Consider the following 19,136-nt stretch of genomic DNA (forward strand, 5'->3'; position numbering starts at 1 on the left):
TTGCCGCAACGCAACAGCGACGACGTTCGAATCACACAAGCAAGACCGATGCCGAAATCATCCGCAATACATGTTTGCCTCGTGACTGCATGACTCAAGTTTAGTACGACAATCTGACTGTTCAGCGACAAGCGTCGGAGGCATATCGCCGCACGGACGGGTGGCGCATGTTCGACGGATGCGGCGCATCATCGGGCGATGCCACGTAGTGCGCACGCTCGTCGCGCGTGCACACGTGCACCACTGCGGGCGTCGCCGCCCCACGACGTCGCCAACGCGCGCGATCCCGCCGACAGTCCGCGCCGCACTGCAACATCGAACCGGAGAGACATCTCGATGCGCGCAATGGTCTTCGACGGCAATACGCCCCGGCTGCAGCCACACGATTTGCCCGATCCGCTGCCGCGCGCGGGCGAACTGCTCATCGACGTGCATGCGTGCGGCGTGTGCCGTACCGATCTCCATGTCGTCGACGGCGAGCTGGCGCATCCGAAACGGCCGGTGATTCCGGGGCACGAGATCGTCGGAACCGTCGCGCAGCTCGGCGCGGGCGTGACGGACTTCGCGCCCGGCGATCGCGTGGGCGTGCCGTGGCTCGGGCATACGTGCGGACATTGCCGCTTCTGCGCGGCGGGCCGTGAGAATCTCTGCGATACGCCCGGCTTCACGGGCTACACGATCGATGGCGGCTACGCGGAGCGCGTGGTCGCGGATGCGCGCTACTGCCTGCATCTGCCGCCGCGTTATTCGGACGTGGAAGCGGCGCCGCTGCTCTGCGCGGGACTCATCGGCTATCGCACGCTCGCGATGGCGGGCGATGCGAAGCGCATCGGCATCTATGGCTTCGGCGCGGCGGCGCATATCGTCGCGCAGGTGGCGCGGCATCAGGGGCGCGCGGTCTATGCGTTCACGCGTCCCGGCGATATCGCCGCGCAGCGTTTCGCGCTCGGCCTGAAAGCGCATTGGGCGGGCGGCAGCGACGAGGCGCCGCCCGACGCGCTCGATGCCGCGCTCATCTTCGCGCCGGCGGGCGCGCTGGTGCCCGCGGCGCTGAAGGCGGTCGCGAAGGGCGGCGTGGTGGTGTGCGGCGGCATCCACATGAGCGATATTCCTTCGTTTCCCTATGATCTGCTTTGGGGCGAGCGGCGCGTCGTATCGGTTGCGAATCTCACGCGTGAGGATGGACGCGCGTTCATGCGTATCGCCGGGCAGTTTCAACTGGATCTGCATACGACGCCGTATCCGCTCGACGAAGCGAATCGCGCGCTCGCCGATCTGCGTGAAGGCAGGCTCACGGGCGCGGCGGTACTAATAGTCCGTGCGTGCGCGCCGAACGTTCGTCAGTGATGCGCGAGCATCGTCCGATCGACGATACGCACCTGCCGCCCGTTGAGACCGATCGCGCCTTCACGCTGCAACTTCGAAAGCATGCGGCTCACGGTTTCCAGTTCGAGCCCGAGATAGCTGCCGATATCCGCGCGCGTCATCGGTAGGGACAATTCCGCTGCGTGTTCGCCGGAAGGCGCCGCGCTCGCGTCGAGTCGTTCCGAGAGATCGAGCAGGAAAGCGGCCACGCGCTCGCGGGCGGGCATGGTTCCGAGCATCAGCGCGAGGCGCGACGCGCGCACGATCTCCGCGCTCATGATCGCGAGAAGCGCGTGCTGCATCGCCGCATATTCGCGGCACAACGGCTCTAGTATGCCGACAGGCATGATCCGCACGATGCTCGGCTCGAGTGCGACGGCGTCGCTTTCGTGGCGGCCCGTGCACACGCCGTCGAGACCGAGCGTTTCGTTCGCGAAGTGAAAACCGGTGACCTGCGTGTGCAGGGCGGTGTCGTCGTCCGAACCGGGGTAGGTCGAGACGGTTTTGAAGCAGCCGCTTTGCACCGTGTAGAGACTGCGCAGCGGCTCGCCCGCGCAATAGAGCGCGTCGCCGCGCTCGACGGTACGGGTCGGAAACGGGATGGCGTCGGCGTCCGAGAGGCGCACGTGCAGACTGGGCGCGACGCCGTGCGCTGTCCGATTAAGCGATGCTCCCGGGTCAATCGACGGTTCCATGACGGTTTCCTCCTACAGACCAGTATGGTTCACGGATGGAGGAAAGGAAAATTCGTCGCGTGTGCGCTTCGATGCGATGCCGCTAGCGCGTCGCGTCGCCCGAAAGCGGCAGCACGATGCAGCATTGCGCGCCGCCGCCTTCGCGCGCGCGCAACGCCAGCGTGCCGCCATGCAGCCGCGCGATGCGCTCGACGATCGCGAGTCCCAGCCCCGTGCCCTTCGGCTGGCCTTCGCCGCCGCCGCGTTTGAAGGGCTGCTTGAGCGCTTCCGGGTCCTGACCGCCGAGTCCCTTGCCGCGATCCGCGATCAGCACGCACGCCGCGTTTGCCTGCCGGTCGGTCCAGGTGCGGACTTCCAGCCCGACGACGCCGTATAGCACCGCGTTCTGCATCAGGTTCATCAGCAAACGCATCATGCTGATCGGCCGAAACGCAAACGGCTCGATGTCGCCGAGATCGAGCGCGAACTCGTGTCCGAGCCCGGCGAAATCGGCGGCGAGGTTCGCGATCAGCGCGTTGAGATCGCCGACGACGGGCGTCTCCTTCGCGCCGCTCCCCGCGTAATCCATGAACTGCTGAAGAATCGTGTCAATGGTGTCGAGATACCCTTCCGCCGATGCCGCGAAGGCCGCGTCCGTCGACGGCACCGACGACATCGCCATGGCGAGGCGCAGCTTGGTCATCGGCGTGCGGATGTCGTGCGAGATGCCCGCGAGCATGAGCGCGCGCGTGGCGTCGGCTTCCTTCAGCGCGGCCGTCATGCGGTTGAAGGCGCTGCTGACCTGCGCGATTTCGGTCGGGCCGTCGGTCGGCAGGACGCCGGGTTCGCCGCCCGCCGACAGTTGCCGCGCGGCATCGGCGAGATGCGCGAGCGGGCGATTCAGATGCCGCTGGATCAGATAGGCCGTCGCAAACGCGAGCGCGCCGAGTCCGAGCGAAAGCAGGAGCGCGGTGGTCAGGCCGTCGTCGTGGGCGGCTTCCGGCACGGGCAGCGCGAGCCAGCGCGGCTCGCCCGACGGATGCACGCGGATCCACAATCGCTGCTGACCGTCGTCGCTGCTGTCGACGCCTTGCCAGCGCACCAGCATGTCCGCAGGAAGATGCCGCCGCAGGCTTTCGACGAAGGTCTGCCGCTGATAGGTTTGATAGAAGCGCAGACGCGATCCGGGCGCGGTTTCGCGCGCGCCGGCTGGCAGTTCCGCGCGAAGGTCGAGACGCGCGGCGTCGGGCGGCGGCGTCTTCAGAAGGGTGTCGAGCGTGACGATATAGCTCGCGAACGTGGCTGCCGCGCGCTCGATGCGCGGCGTCTGGATGAAATGCAGCAGCACGGCGAACGCGCACACCTGACTCACCGCGACCAGCGCGACGAGCAGCAGGATGTTGCGCGCGAAGAGCGAGCGCGGCACGAGCGTCACGATTCCAGCTCGGCGAGCAGCATGTAGCCGACGCCCCAGACGGTTTTGATGAAGCGCGGCTTGCCCGGGTCTTCCTCGATGATCTGCCGCAAGCGCAACACCTGCACGTCGATGCTGCGGTCGAGCGCGTCGTGCTCGCGGCCGCGCGTGCGGGCGATGAGATTGTCGCGGCTCACCGCGCGATTCGGCGACGAGCCGAGCGCATTGAGCAACTGCATCTGCGCGGAGTGGATGTCGAACGGCTCGCCGTTGCGATAGAGCTTCTGCTTGCCGAGGTCGAGGCGGAAATCGCCGAAGCGGATGATCTGCTGCGTGAGCGTCGGGTCCCCGGCCGCGATCTTCTGACGGCGCAGCAGCGCGCGCACGCGAGCGACGAGTTCCTGCGGCAGAAAGGGCTTGGCGAGGTAGTCGTCGGCGCCGGTTTCCAGACCCACCACCTTGTCGACCGGATCGCCTTTCGCGGTCAGCATCAGGATGGGCAGCGTCTGGCCTTCGGCGCGCAGGCGTCTGCAAACCGAAAGGCCGTCCTCGGGCTCCATCATCCAGTCGAGCACGAGCAGGTCGTACGGCTCACGCTGCAGGTAGCGGTCGAGCCGCTTGCCGTTCTCGACGACGCGCACCTCGAAACCCTGAGAACTCAGGAAGCGCTGCAGCATGTTGCGCAGCTCGGCTTCGTCGTCGAGCACGATGATCTTCGGCAGGGTTTCCATGGATGCTCCGGATCAGCGTTGCGTGGCGTGCTCGCGCATGAAGGCTTCGATCTGCGGCAGGGTCACGTAGCCGTTTTTGTGCGTGTCGATTTCGTCGAAATGTTTCGCCACCATCGGCATGCCGGTGGATGCCTGCTCGCGGGTGAGCTTGCCGTCATGCGTGGTGTTGGCGCTCGAGAAGCGGGTCTGCAACTGGCCGAGCGCGCGTTCGACGCGCGGGCTCGCGCCCATCGGCTGCGTGGCGGTCTGGGCGAACGCCACGCCCGAAGTGGCGCACGCCGCGCATGCGGCGAGGATGACGAGGATCTTTCGCATGGCGCTCTCCTGGTTCGGATGCGATTTGAACGTGAACGGTGATGCCATTCTATTGAGCCGCGCGGCGAACGCAATCTCGCCAACGCTTCGATTCGTGTCGCCGTATTTCATGCGCGATGCCCGGCGCATTCGCCGACATTCCGTGACACAAGTTATGCCTCGTGCTGTGCGCGGCGCTTCGCTATCGTTCTCATCGCCGGCTGCCGCTTGTTCGCGCTGCCGAATTCAATGTCTTGCGATGCATGAGGACTCGATCATGAACTTCCGTTTGTTAAGCGTTTCCGCCGTTGCCGCCATCAGCCTGACCTGCACGGAGACCGCGTCGGCTGGAACGAGCGTGCAGGTTTCCTACGTGGCGCCTGCCGTCGTCTATGCGCCGCCGCCGCGTCCCGTGTACTACTACGCGCCGCCGCCGACGCCGATCTATTACTCCATGCCCGTACGCACGGTGGTCGTCGCGCCGCTCGCGCCGCCCGTGGCGGTCATGGTGCCACCGCCTCCGATGCCGAGACCGACCGTGGTCGTGTCGCCATATGCGGTCGCGCCGGCCGTCAGGGTGACCTATGCGCAACCGGTGCTCGCGGCGCCCATCGTCGTGGTGCGTTGAGAGCATAGTGCATTCCGACGCATCGAATGCGTACTGCATGACGCAGCGATGCAATGCGCGGCCGCCTTCTATACTGGATGAACCGTATCGGCCGCGCGTGCGTGCCGCTGCGACGGCGAGCCCGGCGCCGCGCGCCGGTTCATGGCGTTCCAACAGGAGGATCGAGCCATGCTATTCATCGTCAACTGGACTGCGCAGCCCGATGTCGAACGGCAGGCGGCCGAGCGATTTCTGCAAACCCGGGGCGCGCCGCCCGACGGCATCCATCTGCTGGGCCGCTGGCATGCGATCGGCTCGATCTGGGGCATCGCCGTGTGCGAATGCGACAGCCTCGAGCCGCTCGCGCGCTGGGCGCACGAGTGGGCCGACTTGTTCATGTTCGACATCAAGCCCGCGATCACCGACGAACAGGTCGGAAAAATGCTGGCTGAATACGCGGAGCGCCAGTAGCCGGAGAAGCGCCGATTCGTCGTACCAACACGATTAGGGTTTGTGTGGCTTGCAGCGGGCCGGACAATGTCTCATCATGACAAACGTACTAGTTAGTTCAAATTTGAGCGCCATTCCCGATCCTCACGGTGTTTCCGGACGGATGGCGCCGTCAAGGAGCGAAGCGTGACCCAATCCCCTACGAAAGAACCCTGCGTCATAGCTGTTGCGATCACCGGATCGGTGCCGAAGAAGAAGGACAATCCCGCTGTGCCGATCACGATCGCGGAGCAGATCGAGAGCACGCACGAGGCGTACGAAGCGGGCGCGACGCTTGTGCATCTGCACGTGCGCGACGAAGATGAACGCTCGAGTTCGGATCGACATCGCTTCGCGGAATTGCAGGAGGGCATCCGCAAGCATTGCCCGGACATCATCATCCAGTTCTCGACGGGCGGGCGCGGGCGCTCGTTCGAGCAGCGCGGCGCGATGCTCGACCTGAAGCCCGACATGGCGTCGCTCGCGACGGGATCGGTCAATTTTCCGACGATCGTGTACGAGAATCCGCCCGACTTCGTGCGCTCGCTCGCGCAGATGATGCTCGATCACAATGTGAAGCCCGAGATCGAGATCTTCGATCTGGCGATGCTTTACAGCACCGTCGATCTGGTGGGCCAGGGCTTGCTGAAGTCGCCCGTGCACGTGCAGTTCGTGCTCGGCGTGAAGAATGCGCTGCCGGCGCGACGCGAGATTCTCGAGTTCGAGGTCGAGCAGTTGAAGAAGCATCTGCCGGATGCGACTTGGACTGCGGCGGGTATCGGACGGCATCAGCTGGAGGTGAATCACTGGACGTTGCAACTGGGCGGGCATTGTCGTACGGGACTTGAAGACAATGTGCGATGGGATAAAGACACGCTCGCGAAGAGTAATGCGCAGTTGGTGAGTCGGGTGGCGGCTTTGTGTGCGGAGTATGGAAGGCCGGTCGCGACGGCGCAGGAGGCGAGGAAGTTGTTGTCGATTTGAGGGTTGTGGGTTGTGGGTTGTGGGTTGTGGTTGTGGAGCGCGCCGGTGGGAAACCGCGGCGCGCTTTTTTTTGTAGTCGCGGTGGTAAATGGATGTTCTTCGGGGGGCTGTTCAAGAGCCTCCTTTCCCTCGGGTTACTCCAAAAAAAAACGTAGCCCTTTTCTTCTTTCACTCGCATGCCTTGATTCGACGGCGTTTTGATCGCACGCCGACATGACCTTGATATTCGACTGCTTTTACGCATCAATCGACAAAGAGAATATGCATGCCTAATGGCAATTAAAAACAAATAACTTCTGCTGAAAGGCATTCTTATGCGTCGGCTTCTTGACGCTTAACGCGATGATTCGTGAGTTATTTGCAAAACAAACGCAAAAAACATGCTTTTAAGAATTGTTGAATTGAAAGTTCACCAAATAAAACGAAAAATCGTGCTCCATTGCTATACCGGAATGGACGATTGGTAAGGGGCGCCTGAATTTTTAGCAGGCTGGGCAAGGGAACGACATGTCGCGTTTCCACTCGACAATCGCGTTTTTAGAGTTGTCCGGGATCTTTCGTGTCGCCATGTATTGATTTCGTCATCCTAATTTACCACCCCAGTTCTGGTGGGCGTCCCGTGCTGCGCCATCGAATTTTGAGCGATTGAATCTACGAGGTTTTGAGTGAACAGAACGTACAAGGTGGTTTGGAGTCAGGCGCAGGGGAAGTGGGTTGCAGTGTCTGAAGTTGCCAGGACGAGAGGGAAGGGTACGAGTCGGTCGGTGGTTGTTGCAGCTTCTGCGGTTGTAACGTTGGCGGCAGGGAGTGCACATGCTGCGGAAGCGAATAGTTTTGCCAGTGGCGTGTTTGATTCGAACGGTTTCATCAATTGCTTTACGTCGCTTGCAGATGGGGCGTCCAACGGGTCTGCTTGCGATGGCGGAGGTAAGTCGGGCTCGGGCTTCATAGCATTCGATGGGCTCGGTACCGCGGGCGCGTACGCGATCGCGCCCGACGAAAACACGATTCAGATAGGCGTCGGAGGACAGGACCGGTTGACCATTAGCATGGTTCCTGGCATGGGTCCGATGATCAACGCCTACGCGACCCTGAACATGAACGGGCGCAATCTCACAGGTTTGCCTGCCGGAGCGGTCACTACTGGAAGCACGGATGCGATCAATGGTTCACAGCTCTACATTGTGTCCGGTTCGTTAAGTACAGTAGGAAGCCGAGTCAATTCGCTGTCGACGGTCGTCGGCTCGTTGTCCGCGAGCGTGAGTACGGTGACGTCCAACGTGAGTTCGTTGTCCACGGGGCTGAGCACGGTCACGTCGAACGTCGATTCGCTTTCGACGTCCACGTCGACGGGCTTGAGCACCGTGACCTCAGGAGTCAACTCTCTCTCGACGGGCTTGAGCACCGTCGAATCAAACGTGGGCTCGCTCTCGACCGGGCTGAGCACCGTGACATCCGATGTGAGTTCGTTGTCGACCGGCATGAGTACGGTGACGTCGAACGTCAGTTCTTTGTCCACGGGGCTAAGCACGGTAACGTCAGGCCTGGATTCACTTTCGACGTCCACCTCCACGGGTTTGAGCACGGTCACGTCGGGCGTTGACTCGCTCTCGACCGGGCTGAGCACCGTGACATCCGATGTAGGTTCGTTGTCGACGGGCATGAGTACGGTGACGTCGAACGTAAGTTCTTTGTCCACGGGACTTAGCACGGTCACGTCGAGCGTCGATTCGCTGTCAACGTCGACCTCCACGAGTTTGAGCACGGTCACGTCGAACGTTGACTCGCTCTCGACCGGGCTGAGCACCGTGACATCCGATGTGAGTTCGTTGTCGACCGGCATGAGTACGGTGACGTCGAACGTAAGTTCTTTGTCCTCGGGCTTGAGCACGGTGTCGTCGAGCGTCGATTCGCTGTCAACGTCGACCTCCACGGGTTTGAGCACCGTAACGTCAGGTGTCAATTCTCTCTCGACCGGTTTGAGCACGGTCACGTCGAACGTAAGTTCTTTGTCGACGGGACTGAGCACGGTCACGTCGAACGTTGACTCGCTCTCAACGGGCCTGAGCACCGTGACATCCGATGTGGGTTCGTTGTCGACCGGCATAAGTACGGTGACGTCGAACGTAAGTTCCTTGTCCACGGGACTGAGCACGGTAACGTCGGGCCTGGATTCACTTTCGACATCCACCTCGACGGGTTTGAGTACCGTCACCTCGGGCGTCAATTCGCTTTCGACGGGTTTGAGCACGGTGACGTCGAACGTTGACTCGCTCTCGACCGGGCTGAGCACCGTGACATCCGATGTGAGTTCGTTGTCGACCGGCATGAGTACGGTGACGTCGAACGTAAGTTCCTTGTCCTCGGGTTTGAGCACGGTCTCGTCGAGCGTCGATTCGCTGTCAACGTCGACCTCCGCGGGTTTGAGCACCGTAACGTCAGGTGTCAATTCACTCTCGACGGGCTTGAGCACGGTCACGTCGAACGTTGACTCGCTCTCAACGGGCCTGAGCACCGTGACGTCCGATGTGAGTTCGTTGTCGACCGGCATGAGTACGGTGACGTCAAACGTAAGTTCCTTGTCCACGGGACTGAGCACGGTAACGTCGGGCCTGGATTCACTTTCGACATCCACCTCGACGGGTTTGAGCACCGTTGTATCGAATGTTGACTCTCTTTCCACCGGCCTCAGCACTGTAACGTCAGGCCTCGACTCGCTCTCGACATCGACGTCGACGGGTTTGAGCACCGTGACGTCAGGCGTCGCATCGCTTTCGACCGGCCTCAGCACGGTGACCTCCGGCATCGTTTCTTTGTCGACGGGATTCACTTCGCTGTCGGTCGCGATGGACAACACGGTCCAGTACGATGATCCGGATAATCACACGAGTGTGACGTTCGGCGACCCGGCCAAAGCGGCCGTTACGCTCAAGAATGTCGCGCCTGGAGAGGTCAGTGCTATCAGCCTTGAGGCGATCAACGGCTCGCAACTCTTCGCAACCGCGCAAAGCGCAGCAGACGCGCTGGGCGGCGAGTCGAAGGTGAACGAGGACGGCACGATCTCCACGCCGAACTACGCAGTGCGCAATCTCGATGGTTCGACGACCACGGCGATCACCGTCGGCGACGCGATTACGAACCTCGACGGCCGCACGACGCAAAACACCACCGACATCAGCGACCTGAACAACCAGATCAACAAAGGCGTGATCGGCTTGGTGCAGCAGGACGCGACGACCCGCGACATCACCGTGGCGAAGGACACCGACGGCACGAAGGTGGACTTCACGGGCACGGCGGGCGCGCGCGTGCTGGATGGTGTCGCAGCAGGCAAGGTGAACGATCAGAGCAAGGAAGCGATCAACGGCTCGCAACTCTTCGCAACCGCGCAAAGCGCAGCAGACGCGCTGGGCGGCGAGTCGAAGGTGAACGAGGACGGCACGATCTCTACGCCGAACTACGCAGTGCACAATCTCGATGGTTCGACGACCACGGCGATCACCGTCGGCGACGCGATCACCAACCTCGATAGCCGCACGACGCAAAACACGACCGACATCACCAGCATCAATAGCACGCTCAACGACATCACCACCGGTGGGGGCATCAAATACTTCCACGCGAATTCGACACTGGCGGATTCGGCGGCGGAGGGCGTTGAATCGGTCGCGATCGGCGGTAACGCGCAAGCGAAGGGCGCTAACTCCGTTGCGATCGGCTCGAACTCGGTGGCCGATCGCGCAGAAACGGTGTCTGTGGGCGCGAAAGGTGCGGAACGCCAGATCACGAACGTCGCGGCCGGCACCGAGGACACCGACGCCGTCAACGTGTCGCAGTTGAAGCAGGCCGGGCTCATCGATGGCAACGGCAACTCGAAGACGGCCGTGAGCTACGACAACGGCGCGGACGGCAAGCCCGACTACTCAAGCATCAGTCTCGGCAACGGCAGCGGCACCACGACGATTCACAACGTCGCGGCAGGCATTGGAGGTACGGATGCCGTGAACGTCGATCAAATGAACGCCGCGCTGGATCGCGTGACGAACATCGCCGAGAGCGGTGGCAATCCGTTGTTCGCGGCGGCGGGCGATCGCAACACCGAGGTCGCCAGCGCGTCCGGTACCCATGCCACTGCGATGGGCGCGAATGCGAACGCGAGCGCCGACAACTCGGTGGCGCTGGGCGCGAATTCGATCGCGGATCGGGCGAATACGGTGTCGGTCGGTTCGGCAGGCAACGAGCGTCAGATCACCAACGTCGCCAACGGCACGCAAGACACCGACGCAGTCAATGTTCGTCAGTTGAATCTGTCGGCCGCGCAGTCGCAAAGCTATACCGATTCGCGCATCGCCGGCGTGCAAGGCCAGATCAACAACGTGGCGAGCACGGCCTACGGCGGTATCGCGGCCGCAATGGCCGCCGCGGGGTTGCCGCAGCCGACGGCTCCGGGCAAGACCATGGTGTCCGTCGCCGGTGCGCGGTATGCGAGCGCCTCCGGTGCGGCCATCGGTATCTCGTACGTGACGCAGGACGAGCGCTGGGTCGTGAAGGCGTCGGGCAACACCAGCAGTTCCGGTAATGTCGGGTTCACCATCGGCGCGGGTCACCAGTGGTAAGCGCCTGACGTAGCATCCGGGCGTCAAAATCGGTCGACACAGCTTTGTGTCGACCGATTTTTTTCGAGCGCATGTTCAGGCACGGCGCTCATCCTCCTCCAAAAAATCTGCCTTACAATCGTTCTCTACCCTGACAAGCACGTCACGCGCGAACATGAACGAGCGTAAGTCATCCGGACTCGCCGACCGGATCTACAACGACATCCTCAACAGCATCATGGAAGGCGAGTTCAAGGAGGGCGACCGGCTCCTGACCGAACACGCGCTCGCCGAACGCTTCGCGACCTCACGTCCGACTGTGCGCGAGGCACTCGCGCGCTTGCGCGCCGACGGCATCATCGTGACGCGGCGCGGTTCGGGCACGACCATCGGACGCCGCCCCGATCCGGACGTGCGCCGTTTCGCGCCGCTCGAAACGCTGTCGGACATTCGCCGTTGCTACGAATTTCGCATCGTGACGGAATCCGGCGCAGCGGAACTCGCCGCCATCAAGGCCGATGACGACGATATCCGCGCGATTCAGGACGCCTGGGATCGCCTCGAACGCGTCGTCGAATCGCAGCAGGGCATCGGCGCAAAAGATGACTACGCGTTTCATCTCGCGATCGCGCGGGCTTCGAAGAATCAGTTCTTCATCACCGTGCTGTCGTTCATCGAGGAACAGATCGCGTTCAGCATGAACCTGTCGCGCAATCTGTCGTTCGTGAAGACGCTCGAACGGCAGCGCCTCGTGCAGCGCGAACATCTCGATGTGATCGAAGCTATCCGCGCACACGATCCCGTCCGCGCGGGACGGGCGATGCGAGCGCATCTGGAAAACGCGGTGGACCGCATGTTCGGTAGCTAAACCGACCAGTGCGACAGTTGTCACACAACCTCGACGGAAGCGCGCCAAAACTGTCGAATCGTCACAAAGTTGTTTGACAACTTTGCGGAAGCTTGCTTTTCCATGCGATGAAGCGCCGCGCAAGCAGTCAAGGAAACTCGCCGGAAATCTATAGGAAACACTGGTTAAAACCAGGTAAAACCACAAGGTAACAGACCCTCGGGGTATCTCCCGAGGCAAGCTTGCAAAGCGCTGTCGCCAGAGGAAAAAGTGCCTTGAACGGCTTCGGTAACAGCATGCGCCCCGACCAATTTGCTTGACATCCTATAACCTCGTTAGCTATTTTTCAGCATCCAGTCGCAACGAGGGCGCACGCGCACAAAGACAGGCGAGAATCAGAATCAGCAGAAACAGGCCGGCGATCGACACAATCGACAGTATCGACGATACGACCGGACCTCTTCCCGACCCGTGGTTGCGAGAGAAGTGAGGAGACAAAATGGCTTTCAAGGCAGGACTGTCAGTGAAACTGGCGGCGGTTTGCGTCGCCGTCAGCGCGGTATTCGGCATCAGCGCGGCACACGCGGCTGATCCCGTATCGATCAACATCGTCGACGTCGCAGGCAATCTGCAACTGACGCAAAAGGGTTTCGAGGCGTTCAAGGCCAAGTATCCCGATCTCGTTTCCAGCATCACCTTCACGAACGCGCCCGCGCCGCAACTGCCGGGCAAGATCAAGGCGATGCAGGCGGCGGGCCGCTCGGACATCGACCTCGTCGTGACCGGCACCGATGCGCTCGCGGCCGGCATCCAGCAAGGCCTGTGGGAAAAGCTGCTGCCCGAGAACGCGAAGGCCTTCCCCGGCGTGCTCGACAAATACGCGCCCGGCCCGCGCAAGATGCAGGACATCGCGCAAGGCTACGGTCTCGAAGTCACGTACATGCCCGCGGGGCCGCTGCTCGAATACAACCCGGCCAAGGTCACCGATGTCCCGAAGACGCCTGATCAACTGCTCGCGTGGTGCAAGGCGCATCCGAACAAGCTGATCTACGCGCGCCCGGCCAACTCTGGCCCCGGCCGCACTTTCCTGATGGGCCTGCCGTACGTGCTCGGCGACAAGGACCCGATGGACCCGATCAACGGCTGGGACAAGACCTGGGCGTTCCTCAAGCAGCTCAACGACTGCATCCCTTACTACCCGGGCGGCACCTCCGCCGTGATGAAGGAACTGGGTGAGGGCACGCGCGACATGACCGTCACGGTGACGGGCTGGGACATCAACCCGCGCGCGCTGGGCATCGTGCCGGCGGAATTCAAGGTCGCCGCGTTCGACAACATGACGTGGGTTAACGACGCGCACTACATGGTGATTCCGAAGGGCGTGCCGAAGGAAAAGCTCGACGTGCTCTACAAGCTGATGAACTTCATGCTCGAGCCGGCTCAGCAGGCGCTGACCTATGACGATGGTTACTTCTATCCGGGCCCGGCGGTGAAGGACGTGCCGCTCTCGATGGCGCCCGCGAAGAGCCAGGAAGTCATCCAGAAGTTCGGCCGGCCCGAATACGCGAAGCTGCTCGCCGATCGTCCGCACGTGCTGCCGCTCAATGCACAGGCGATGGTCGCCGCGTTCCAGAAATGGGACCGCGAAATCGGCGCGGCCAAGACCAAGTAAGGCGACAGATCTCTGTCATCAGACGGCGACGTTCCCTGCGAGGGACGTCGCCGCTTGCACAAGATAAGCGCAGGAAATCGTCATGAAGCACACTTTTGAGCAGTTGCGCCTCGACTCGGTCTCGCGCAGCTTCACCAACGCGGAAGGGCAGCAGCTCGCGGCGTTGAAGGGACTCGATCTGAATATTCAGCGCGGCGAGTTCATCGCGCTGCTCGGGCCGTCGGGCTGCGGCAAGTCGACCGCGCTGAACTGCATCGCCGGATTGCAGCCCCTGACGGGCGGCGGCATCTGGCTCGACGACAAGCGCATCGACGTGCTGCCGCCCGAAAAGCGCGGCTTCGGCATGGTCTTTCAGAACTACGCGCTGTTTCCGCACATGTCGGTGCTGGACAACGTCGGCTTCGGTCTGAAGATGCGCGGCACGCCGAAAGCCGAAGCGATGAAGCGCGCGAAGGCCGCCTTGCAACTCGTGCAGTTGATCGGCCACGACGCCAAGCTTCCGGGCCAGCTTTCGGGCGGCCAGCAGCAGCGCGTCGCCATTGCGCGCGCGATCGTCATCGAGCCGCCGCTCGTTCTGATGGACGAGCCGCTTTCGAACCTCGACACCAAGCTGCGCATCGAGATGCGCGCCGAAATCCGCCGCATCCACGGCAAGCTGGAGCGCGCGACCATCTATGTCACGCACGATCAGGACGAAGCGCTGTCGATGGCCGATCGCATCGTCGTGATGAGGGAGGGCGTCGTGCAGCAGGTAGCGTCGCCGAAGGAAGTCTATTCGCGGCCGAAGAACCTGCACGTCGCGCGATTCATGGGCTTTCGCAACGTCGTGCAGGCGACCCTCGAAGGTACGCAGGGTGAAGCCGTCGTGGTGAACGCCAGCGGCGTGCGCATCGTCGGCACGCCGATGGAAGGCTTCGACAGCAAGAATGTCAGCGTCGCGCTGCGTCCGGAAGACATGGAACGCGCGTCGCCCGGCGCCGAAAACGCGTTCGACGCGCATGTCGAAGTCGTGGAGTACGGCGGCCGCGATTCGCTCATCATCGTCAACACGGCGTTCGGCAAGCTGTGGGCGCGCATCGCGGGCGAATGCAGCGAGGGCGAGCGCATCACGCTGCGCGTCGCGCCTTCGAAGACGCTGGTCTACGGAGAAGACAAATGATCGCGCTTCCCGCGCAGCGCGATCCGAAGGGCTGGCTCGTCGCTCCTGCGCTCATCTTCATTCTCGCGCTGTTCATCTATCCGTTTGCCTACGGGCTGATGCTGTCGTTCAATCCGATGAACGGCGGCGGCATCTGGGCGAACTACGTCACGTTCTTCACCGACTCGTCGATGTGGCCGACGATCATCGTCACGCTGAAGCTCGCCGTGCCCGCGACCGTCATCAATGTGGGCGTGTCGGTGCCGGTCGCGTTCGCGCTGCGCCGCACGTCACCGTGGCAGAAGTTCGTCACGACGCTGCTCGTCGTGCCGGTCACGCTTGGCACCGTGCTGATCGCCGACGGCATGCTGACGTACTTCAGCCCGAACGGCTGGTTTCCGCAGGCATTGCAGGCGCTGCATCTCTACGGCGATGAAGTGCGCCTCACGCACAACTACTGGGGCGTGCTGATTTCGCTGATCGTGTCGGGTTTTCCGTTCGCGTTCCTGTTGACCTTGTCGTACGTGACGGGCATCGATCCGACGCTCGCGCGCGCCGCCGCGACGCTCGGCGCGAGCCCGTGGCAGCAGTTTCGCCAGATTTATCTGCCGCTGCTGTTGCCCGGTCTCACGATGACCGCGTGCCTCTCGTTCGTGCAGGCGTTCTCGGTGTTTCCGTCGGCGGTGCTGCTCGGCGCGCCGGCCGGTCCGACGCGTGTGATTTCGATCGCCGCATCGGAAGCCGCGTTCGAGAGCTACGACTACGCGCTTGCATCGACCATTGCGATCGTGATGGGCTTCGTGCAGTTGCTGGTGGTGGGCGGGATGCTCGGCGCGCGCCGCTTCTTCTACACGGGTCCGGTGACGGGAGGCAAGGGATAATGACGACCGATAACCGCGCGGCGTCCGGCTGGCGGGCCGGCACGCTCAATCAACGCACCGGCAAACAGATGAAACAGCAAGCGAGCTTGCGCGACAGACTGTGGAAGTTCTTCGTCTGGACGACGATGGGCTTCTTTCTCGTCAACGTATTGCTGCTGATCGCGACCGTCGCCGTGAACTCGGTGGCGACGCGCTGGTTCGGCACGCTCTTGCCGCAAGGCTTCACGCTGCACTGGTACGCGCAGGCGTGGAGCGATTTCCAGCTCTCCAGCGTGCTGCTCGTGACGCTCGAAGTGGTGGGCGCGGTGGTGCTGCTGTCCATCGTGCTCGGCGTGCCGGCCGCATATGCGCTCGCCCGCGTGCAGTTTCCCGGCAAGCGTTTCGCGATGCTCGTGTTCCTGCTGCCGCTGATGGTGCCGCCCGTGACCTACGGCATTCCGATGGCGACGGTCATGTACAAGTTCCACCTCGCGGGCACGCTGACCGGCGTGATTCTCGCGAATCTGGTGCCTGCGCTGCCGTTCGTCATTCTCGTGATGACGCCGTTCATCGAGCAGATCGATCCGAATCTGGAATCGGCCGCACGCATTTTTGGGGCGAACACGTTCCGCTATTTCCGCTACGTGCTGCTGCCGCTGCTCGTGCCGGGGATGCTCGCGGCGGGCCTGCTCGTGCTGGTGCGCACCATCGGCATGTTCGAGCTGACGTTCTTCACCGCCGGGCCGACGACCCAGACGCTCGTCGTCGCGCTGTACTACGCGGTGTTCTCCACAGGCGTGCGCGCGCCGCAATCCATCGACGCGATGGCGATGATCTACATGGCCATCACGATGATCTGGGTGCTGATCGCGCTGCAGTTCGTCAGCCCGACGCAGCTCGTGTCGCGCGTGAAGGAACAGAAGCAGTGATGTTTGCCCGCGCGGCCGCGCGCGGGCGCTTTTCATACCGAAGTCGTGTCGTGACCAATTTTCGTGAAGTCGTAGAACTGGACGCCGGGCCGCGCCTGAGCATTTCGAGCGGGCCGCATCTCGTCGAGATCGCACCGGAGGCGGGCGGGCGCATCACGCGCTTTGCCACCGAGGACGAGCGCGGATGGCACGAATGGCTCGCGCCCGTGAGCGCGTCGAGCTGGCCGTGCGATGCGTGGCCCAAGGGCGGCAGCTATCCGCTGGTGCCGTTTTCCAATCGCGTGCGCGATGCGCGCTTTGCCGCACCGGACGGCGCGATCGTCGAACTCGCGACGTTTCCCGGCATGGCGCACGCGCTGCACGGCTTCGGCCAGTTTGCGGCGTGGAGCGTCGAATTGCAGGAGGCGGATTGCGTCGTGCTGCGGTATCTGCACGGCGAGGGCGAGCACGGCTGGCCGTGGGCGTTCGAGGCCGTGCAACTGATCGAGGCGAACGCGGATGGCGCGCGGCTGTCGATGCGCGTCGCGAACCGCTCGTCACGCCCGATGCCGGTCGGCCTCGGCTTTCATCCCTATTTCGGCGCGCAGGAAGCCGAATTGCACACGACGACGCACTGGCGTCACGAAGCGGAAATCGCGATCGAGCCGACTGTCGAGCGGCCGGTGTATCGGCATGTGCGGGAAGCGGAGGGTTACACGCGCTATCTGAGCGGCTGGGACGGCCGCGCGACGTTGCATTACGCCGACGGCCGCGCGCTCGAACTGCACGCCGACGGCGCCCTGAGCCACGTCGTCGTGCATTGTCCGGCCGGAGCGGGTTATCTGTGCGTCGAGCCGGTCTCGCACGTGAGCGACGGCTTCAATCTCGCGGCGCGCGGGCTGGACGGCGCGGGTGTCGCCGTCATCGAGCCAGGTAGTGAAATACAGGTGTCGCTCGTGATGGCAGCCGGCGCGAACCCGGCCCCGCGCGACGGCGACGCCGCCTGACGCGCGCTTCCACGCAGGCGCGTTCGCGGGCCGCGGGAAGCCGCGATGCATTCGCCGGCAACACACCCCCGACGAGGCAAGTATCCGTGTTCATGGCGGCATCTCCCGGTTCGTGTATCAGCGCGTGAGCGGCATGGAAAAAAACGACTCGACCAGATCGACGATGCGCCAGGTCGCGCAAGGCCGGCGGCAATGGGCGTCGAAGCCGGCTTCCTTCAGCGTCTGCACCGGATCGGCGGGCCAGACGTTGCTCATCGCGACGAGCAGCCGCCCGGTGACGTCGGCGTCCATGCGCAGCGTGCGCAGAAAGACGTAGCCGGATTCGTTGTCGAGGCTCGTATCGAGTAAAAGCGCGTGCGGCTGCCAGCTATGCACCAGCGCGCGCACGGATCTCAGTTCCTGCGAATGGATGACCTGCAAGCCTTTGAGCCGGAGTTGCACGGCGAGCGAATCGCCGATCGACTTGTCCTTGTGCGCGATCAGCACACGGCGCGATGCGTCCCCGGCGCGTGCCCGCTTGATGCGCCACAAGGCGAATTCGCTTTCGTTGTCGGCCAGACGGCTTGACATCTCATCCTCCGTGCTCGTATTGGGTTACGTGGTTGATTCGACTGCGACCAGTTTCGACCGAATGTGCTTATCGCTGAACCCGGCACGGGAGGGGGCTGCGGAGGATTTTGGGAGACTGCCGAATGTATCCCTGCGAAAGGGGGGTAGTAGTCGGGCAAGGCGCGCGTAATATCGGAACCGTTCTCGGAGCGTCGCAATGGAAAATGGCTATTTCAAAACCGTGTTGCTAGTAGAGGACGAAGGGCTCACCAGGAGCGCCATGAAAAGCCTCATCCTGGCGAACGAGCCTTTGCTCGAAATCGACGAAGCCGATGGATTCGAGCAGGCGAAAGCGAAGCTTTCCGCCAATACCTACGATCTGATGTTTCTCGACTACCACTTGCGCGGCCAGGCCACCGGCATGGACCTGCTCAACTGGATCCGCGAGGAAGAACGCGAGATCCAGACGATCATGCTGTCCGCGCAGGACGACCGCGATACGGTGCTCGACTGCATCAAGAACGGCGCGTGCGGGTTCATCTCCAAGGGCAGCGAGCAGGGCGCGGGCGTGTTTCGGGAGGCGCTGAAGACGATCCTCAACGGGCGCGTCTACCTGCCGAACACCGTGCTGGGCAAGGGCGGTCATAGCCCGAAGCCGGTTTCGCCGCACGCGGGCGTGACGGTCGAATCGCTCGATCTGCCGCCACGGCTCACCGAAACGCTGCGTTACTTGTTGCAGGGACTCTCGAACAAGGCGATCGCGCGCAAGATGAATATCAGCGAAAACACCGCCAAGGAATATTCGAGCGATCTGCTGGCGCGCTTTCACGTCACACGCCGAACGTTCCTGATCGTCGAAATGGCGCGGCGCGGGATCGAGATGCCGATGAGCAATACCTCGTCGGCGTCCTGAGCAGCCGTTCCACTCTCTTTTTTCGACGCGGGCGCAACCGGAAGGGCGCCCGCGTCGTCGCGTGCGCGCGACCTTTTTCTTATCGTTCC

The 19,136-nt window shown here is 62.8% G+C and carries 18 protein-coding genes and 1 pseudogene; 13 read left to right on the top strand and 6 right to left on the bottom strand.

Annotated elements, in window-relative coordinates:
• Positions 1-336 precede the first annotated feature (336 nt).
• Positions 337-1,347, top strand: a complete 1,011-nt coding sequence (locus NK8_RS17645; protein ID WP_213230270.1) for a zinc-dependent alcohol dehydrogenase family protein — start codon at positions 337-339, stop codon at positions 1,345-1,347.
• On the opposite strand, the gene NK8_RS17650 is transcribed toward NK8_RS17645, so the two are convergent.
• The 4 genes from NK8_RS17650 to NK8_RS17665 form a co-directional block, all read right to left on the bottom strand.
• The gene (locus NK8_RS17650) at positions 1,341-2,060 is read right to left on the bottom strand and encodes a Crp/Fnr family transcriptional regulator (protein ID WP_213230272.1); all 720 of its coding nucleotides are present in this window, start codon (positions 2,058-2,060) and stop codon (positions 1,341-1,343) included. The genes NK8_RS17645 and NK8_RS17650 overlap by 7 nt on opposite strands.
• A gap of 82 nt (positions 2,061-2,142) precedes the next feature.
• On the bottom strand, positions 2,143-3,474 hold the full coding sequence (locus NK8_RS17655) for an ATP-binding protein (RefSeq protein ID WP_213230273.1): 1,332 nt from the start codon (positions 3,472-3,474) through the stop codon (positions 2,143-2,145).
• Positions 3,471-4,184, bottom strand: a complete 714-nt coding sequence (locus tag NK8_RS17660; protein WP_213230274.1) for a response regulator — start codon at positions 4,182-4,184, stop codon at positions 3,471-3,473. Before NK8_RS17660 ends, NK8_RS17655 begins: the two co-directional genes overlap by 4 nt.
• A 12-nt stretch (positions 4,185-4,196) precedes the next feature.
• Positions 4,197-4,499, bottom strand: a complete 303-nt coding sequence (locus NK8_RS17665; protein ID WP_213230275.1) for an EF-hand domain-containing protein — start codon at positions 4,497-4,499, stop codon at positions 4,197-4,199.
• Positions 4,500-4,755: 256 nt separating this feature from the next.
• Here NK8_RS17665 and NK8_RS17670 point away from each other — a divergent pair, with 256 nt between their 5' ends.
• From NK8_RS17670 to NK8_RS43675, 4 genes and pseudogenes are all read left to right on the top strand, one after another.
• Positions 4,756-5,106, top strand: a complete 351-nt coding sequence (locus NK8_RS17670; RefSeq protein ID WP_225936324.1) for a hypothetical protein — start codon at positions 4,756-4,758, stop codon at positions 5,104-5,106.
• A gap of 168 nt (positions 5,107-5,274) precedes the next feature.
• Positions 5,275-5,556, top strand: a complete 282-nt coding sequence (locus tag NK8_RS17675; protein ID WP_162067395.1) for a DUF3303 domain-containing protein — start codon at positions 5,275-5,277, stop codon at positions 5,554-5,556.
• A gap of 165 nt (positions 5,557-5,721) precedes the next feature.
• A complete protein-coding gene (locus tag NK8_RS17680; protein WP_162067396.1) occupies positions 5,722-6,558 on the top strand; it encodes a 3-keto-5-aminohexanoate cleavage protein in 837 nt (278 codons plus the stop codon).
• Positions 6,559-7,277: 719 nt separating this feature from the next.
• Positions 7,278-7,742, top strand: a pseudogene (locus NK8_RS43675) (hypothetical protein); the annotation flags it as partial.
• Here the strand turns inward: NK8_RS43675 and NK8_RS42820 are convergent.
• The gene (locus NK8_RS42820; RefSeq protein ID WP_225936356.1) at positions 7,736-9,388 is read right to left on the bottom strand and encodes a hypothetical protein; all 1,653 of its coding nucleotides are present in this window, start codon (positions 9,386-9,388) and stop codon (positions 7,736-7,738) included. The pseudogene NK8_RS43675 and the gene NK8_RS42820 overlap by 7 nt on opposite strands.
• Between NK8_RS42820 and NK8_RS42825 the strand changes: the two genes are divergently transcribed.
• The 7 genes from NK8_RS42825 to NK8_RS17715 all read left to right on the top strand — a co-directional run bounded on the left by NK8_RS42825 (position 9,372) and on the right by NK8_RS17715 (position 17,585).
• Positions 9,372-11,174: a YadA family autotransporter adhesin gene (locus NK8_RS42825; RefSeq protein WP_225936350.1), complete on the top strand. Its 1,803-nt coding sequence runs from the start codon at positions 9,372-9,374 to the stop codon at positions 11,172-11,174. The genes NK8_RS42820 and NK8_RS42825 overlap by 17 nt on opposite strands.
• Before the next feature lie 154 nt (positions 11,175-11,328).
• Complete coding sequence (locus NK8_RS17690) at positions 11,329-12,021, top strand: FadR/GntR family transcriptional regulator (protein ID WP_213230278.1); 693 nt, start codon at positions 11,329-11,331, stop codon at positions 12,019-12,021.
• A 478-nt stretch (positions 12,022-12,499) separates the two neighbouring features.
• The gene (locus NK8_RS17695) at positions 12,500-13,672 is read left to right on the top strand and encodes an ABC transporter substrate-binding protein (RefSeq protein ID WP_162067399.1); all 1,173 of its coding nucleotides are present in this window, start codon (positions 12,500-12,502) and stop codon (positions 13,670-13,672) included.
• Positions 13,673-13,754: 82 nt separating this feature from the next.
• Entirely contained in the window at positions 13,755-14,831 is a 1,077-nt protein-coding gene (locus NK8_RS17700; protein WP_213230280.1) for an ABC transporter ATP-binding protein, read from the top strand.
• Positions 14,828-15,691, top strand: coding sequence for an ABC transporter permease (locus NK8_RS17705; protein WP_213230282.1), 864 nt, complete (start codon positions 14,828-14,830; stop codon positions 15,689-15,691). Before NK8_RS17700 ends, NK8_RS17705 begins: the two co-directional genes overlap by 4 nt.
• Positions 15,691-16,599: an ABC transporter permease gene (locus NK8_RS17710; protein ID WP_213230284.1), complete on the top strand. Its 909-nt coding sequence runs from the start codon at positions 15,691-15,693 to the stop codon at positions 16,597-16,599. The genes NK8_RS17705 and NK8_RS17710 overlap by 1 nt, the downstream gene beginning before the upstream one ends.
• Before the next feature lie 50 nt (positions 16,600-16,649).
• Positions 16,650-17,585: an aldose epimerase gene (locus NK8_RS17715; RefSeq protein WP_213230285.1), complete on the top strand. Its 936-nt coding sequence runs from the start codon at positions 16,650-16,652 to the stop codon at positions 17,583-17,585.
• 117 nt (positions 17,586-17,702) lie between these two features.
• Here NK8_RS17715 and NK8_RS17720 read toward each other — a convergent pair whose 3' ends face one another.
• Positions 17,703-18,155, bottom strand: a complete 453-nt coding sequence (locus NK8_RS17720; RefSeq protein WP_061174736.1) for a response regulator transcription factor — start codon at positions 18,153-18,155, stop codon at positions 17,703-17,705.
• Between the two features lie 259 nt (positions 18,156-18,414).
• Here NK8_RS17720 and NK8_RS17725 point away from each other — a divergent pair, with 259 nt between their 5' ends.
• Positions 18,415-19,047: a response regulator transcription factor gene (locus tag NK8_RS17725; RefSeq protein WP_232078010.1), complete on the top strand. Its 633-nt coding sequence runs from the start codon at positions 18,415-18,417 to the stop codon at positions 19,045-19,047.
• Positions 19,048-19,136 lie beyond the last annotated feature (89 nt).

The organism is Caballeronia sp. NK8, assembly GCF_018408855.1.
Classification (GTDB): Bacteria; Pseudomonadota; Gammaproteobacteria; order Burkholderiales; family Burkholderiaceae; genus Caballeronia.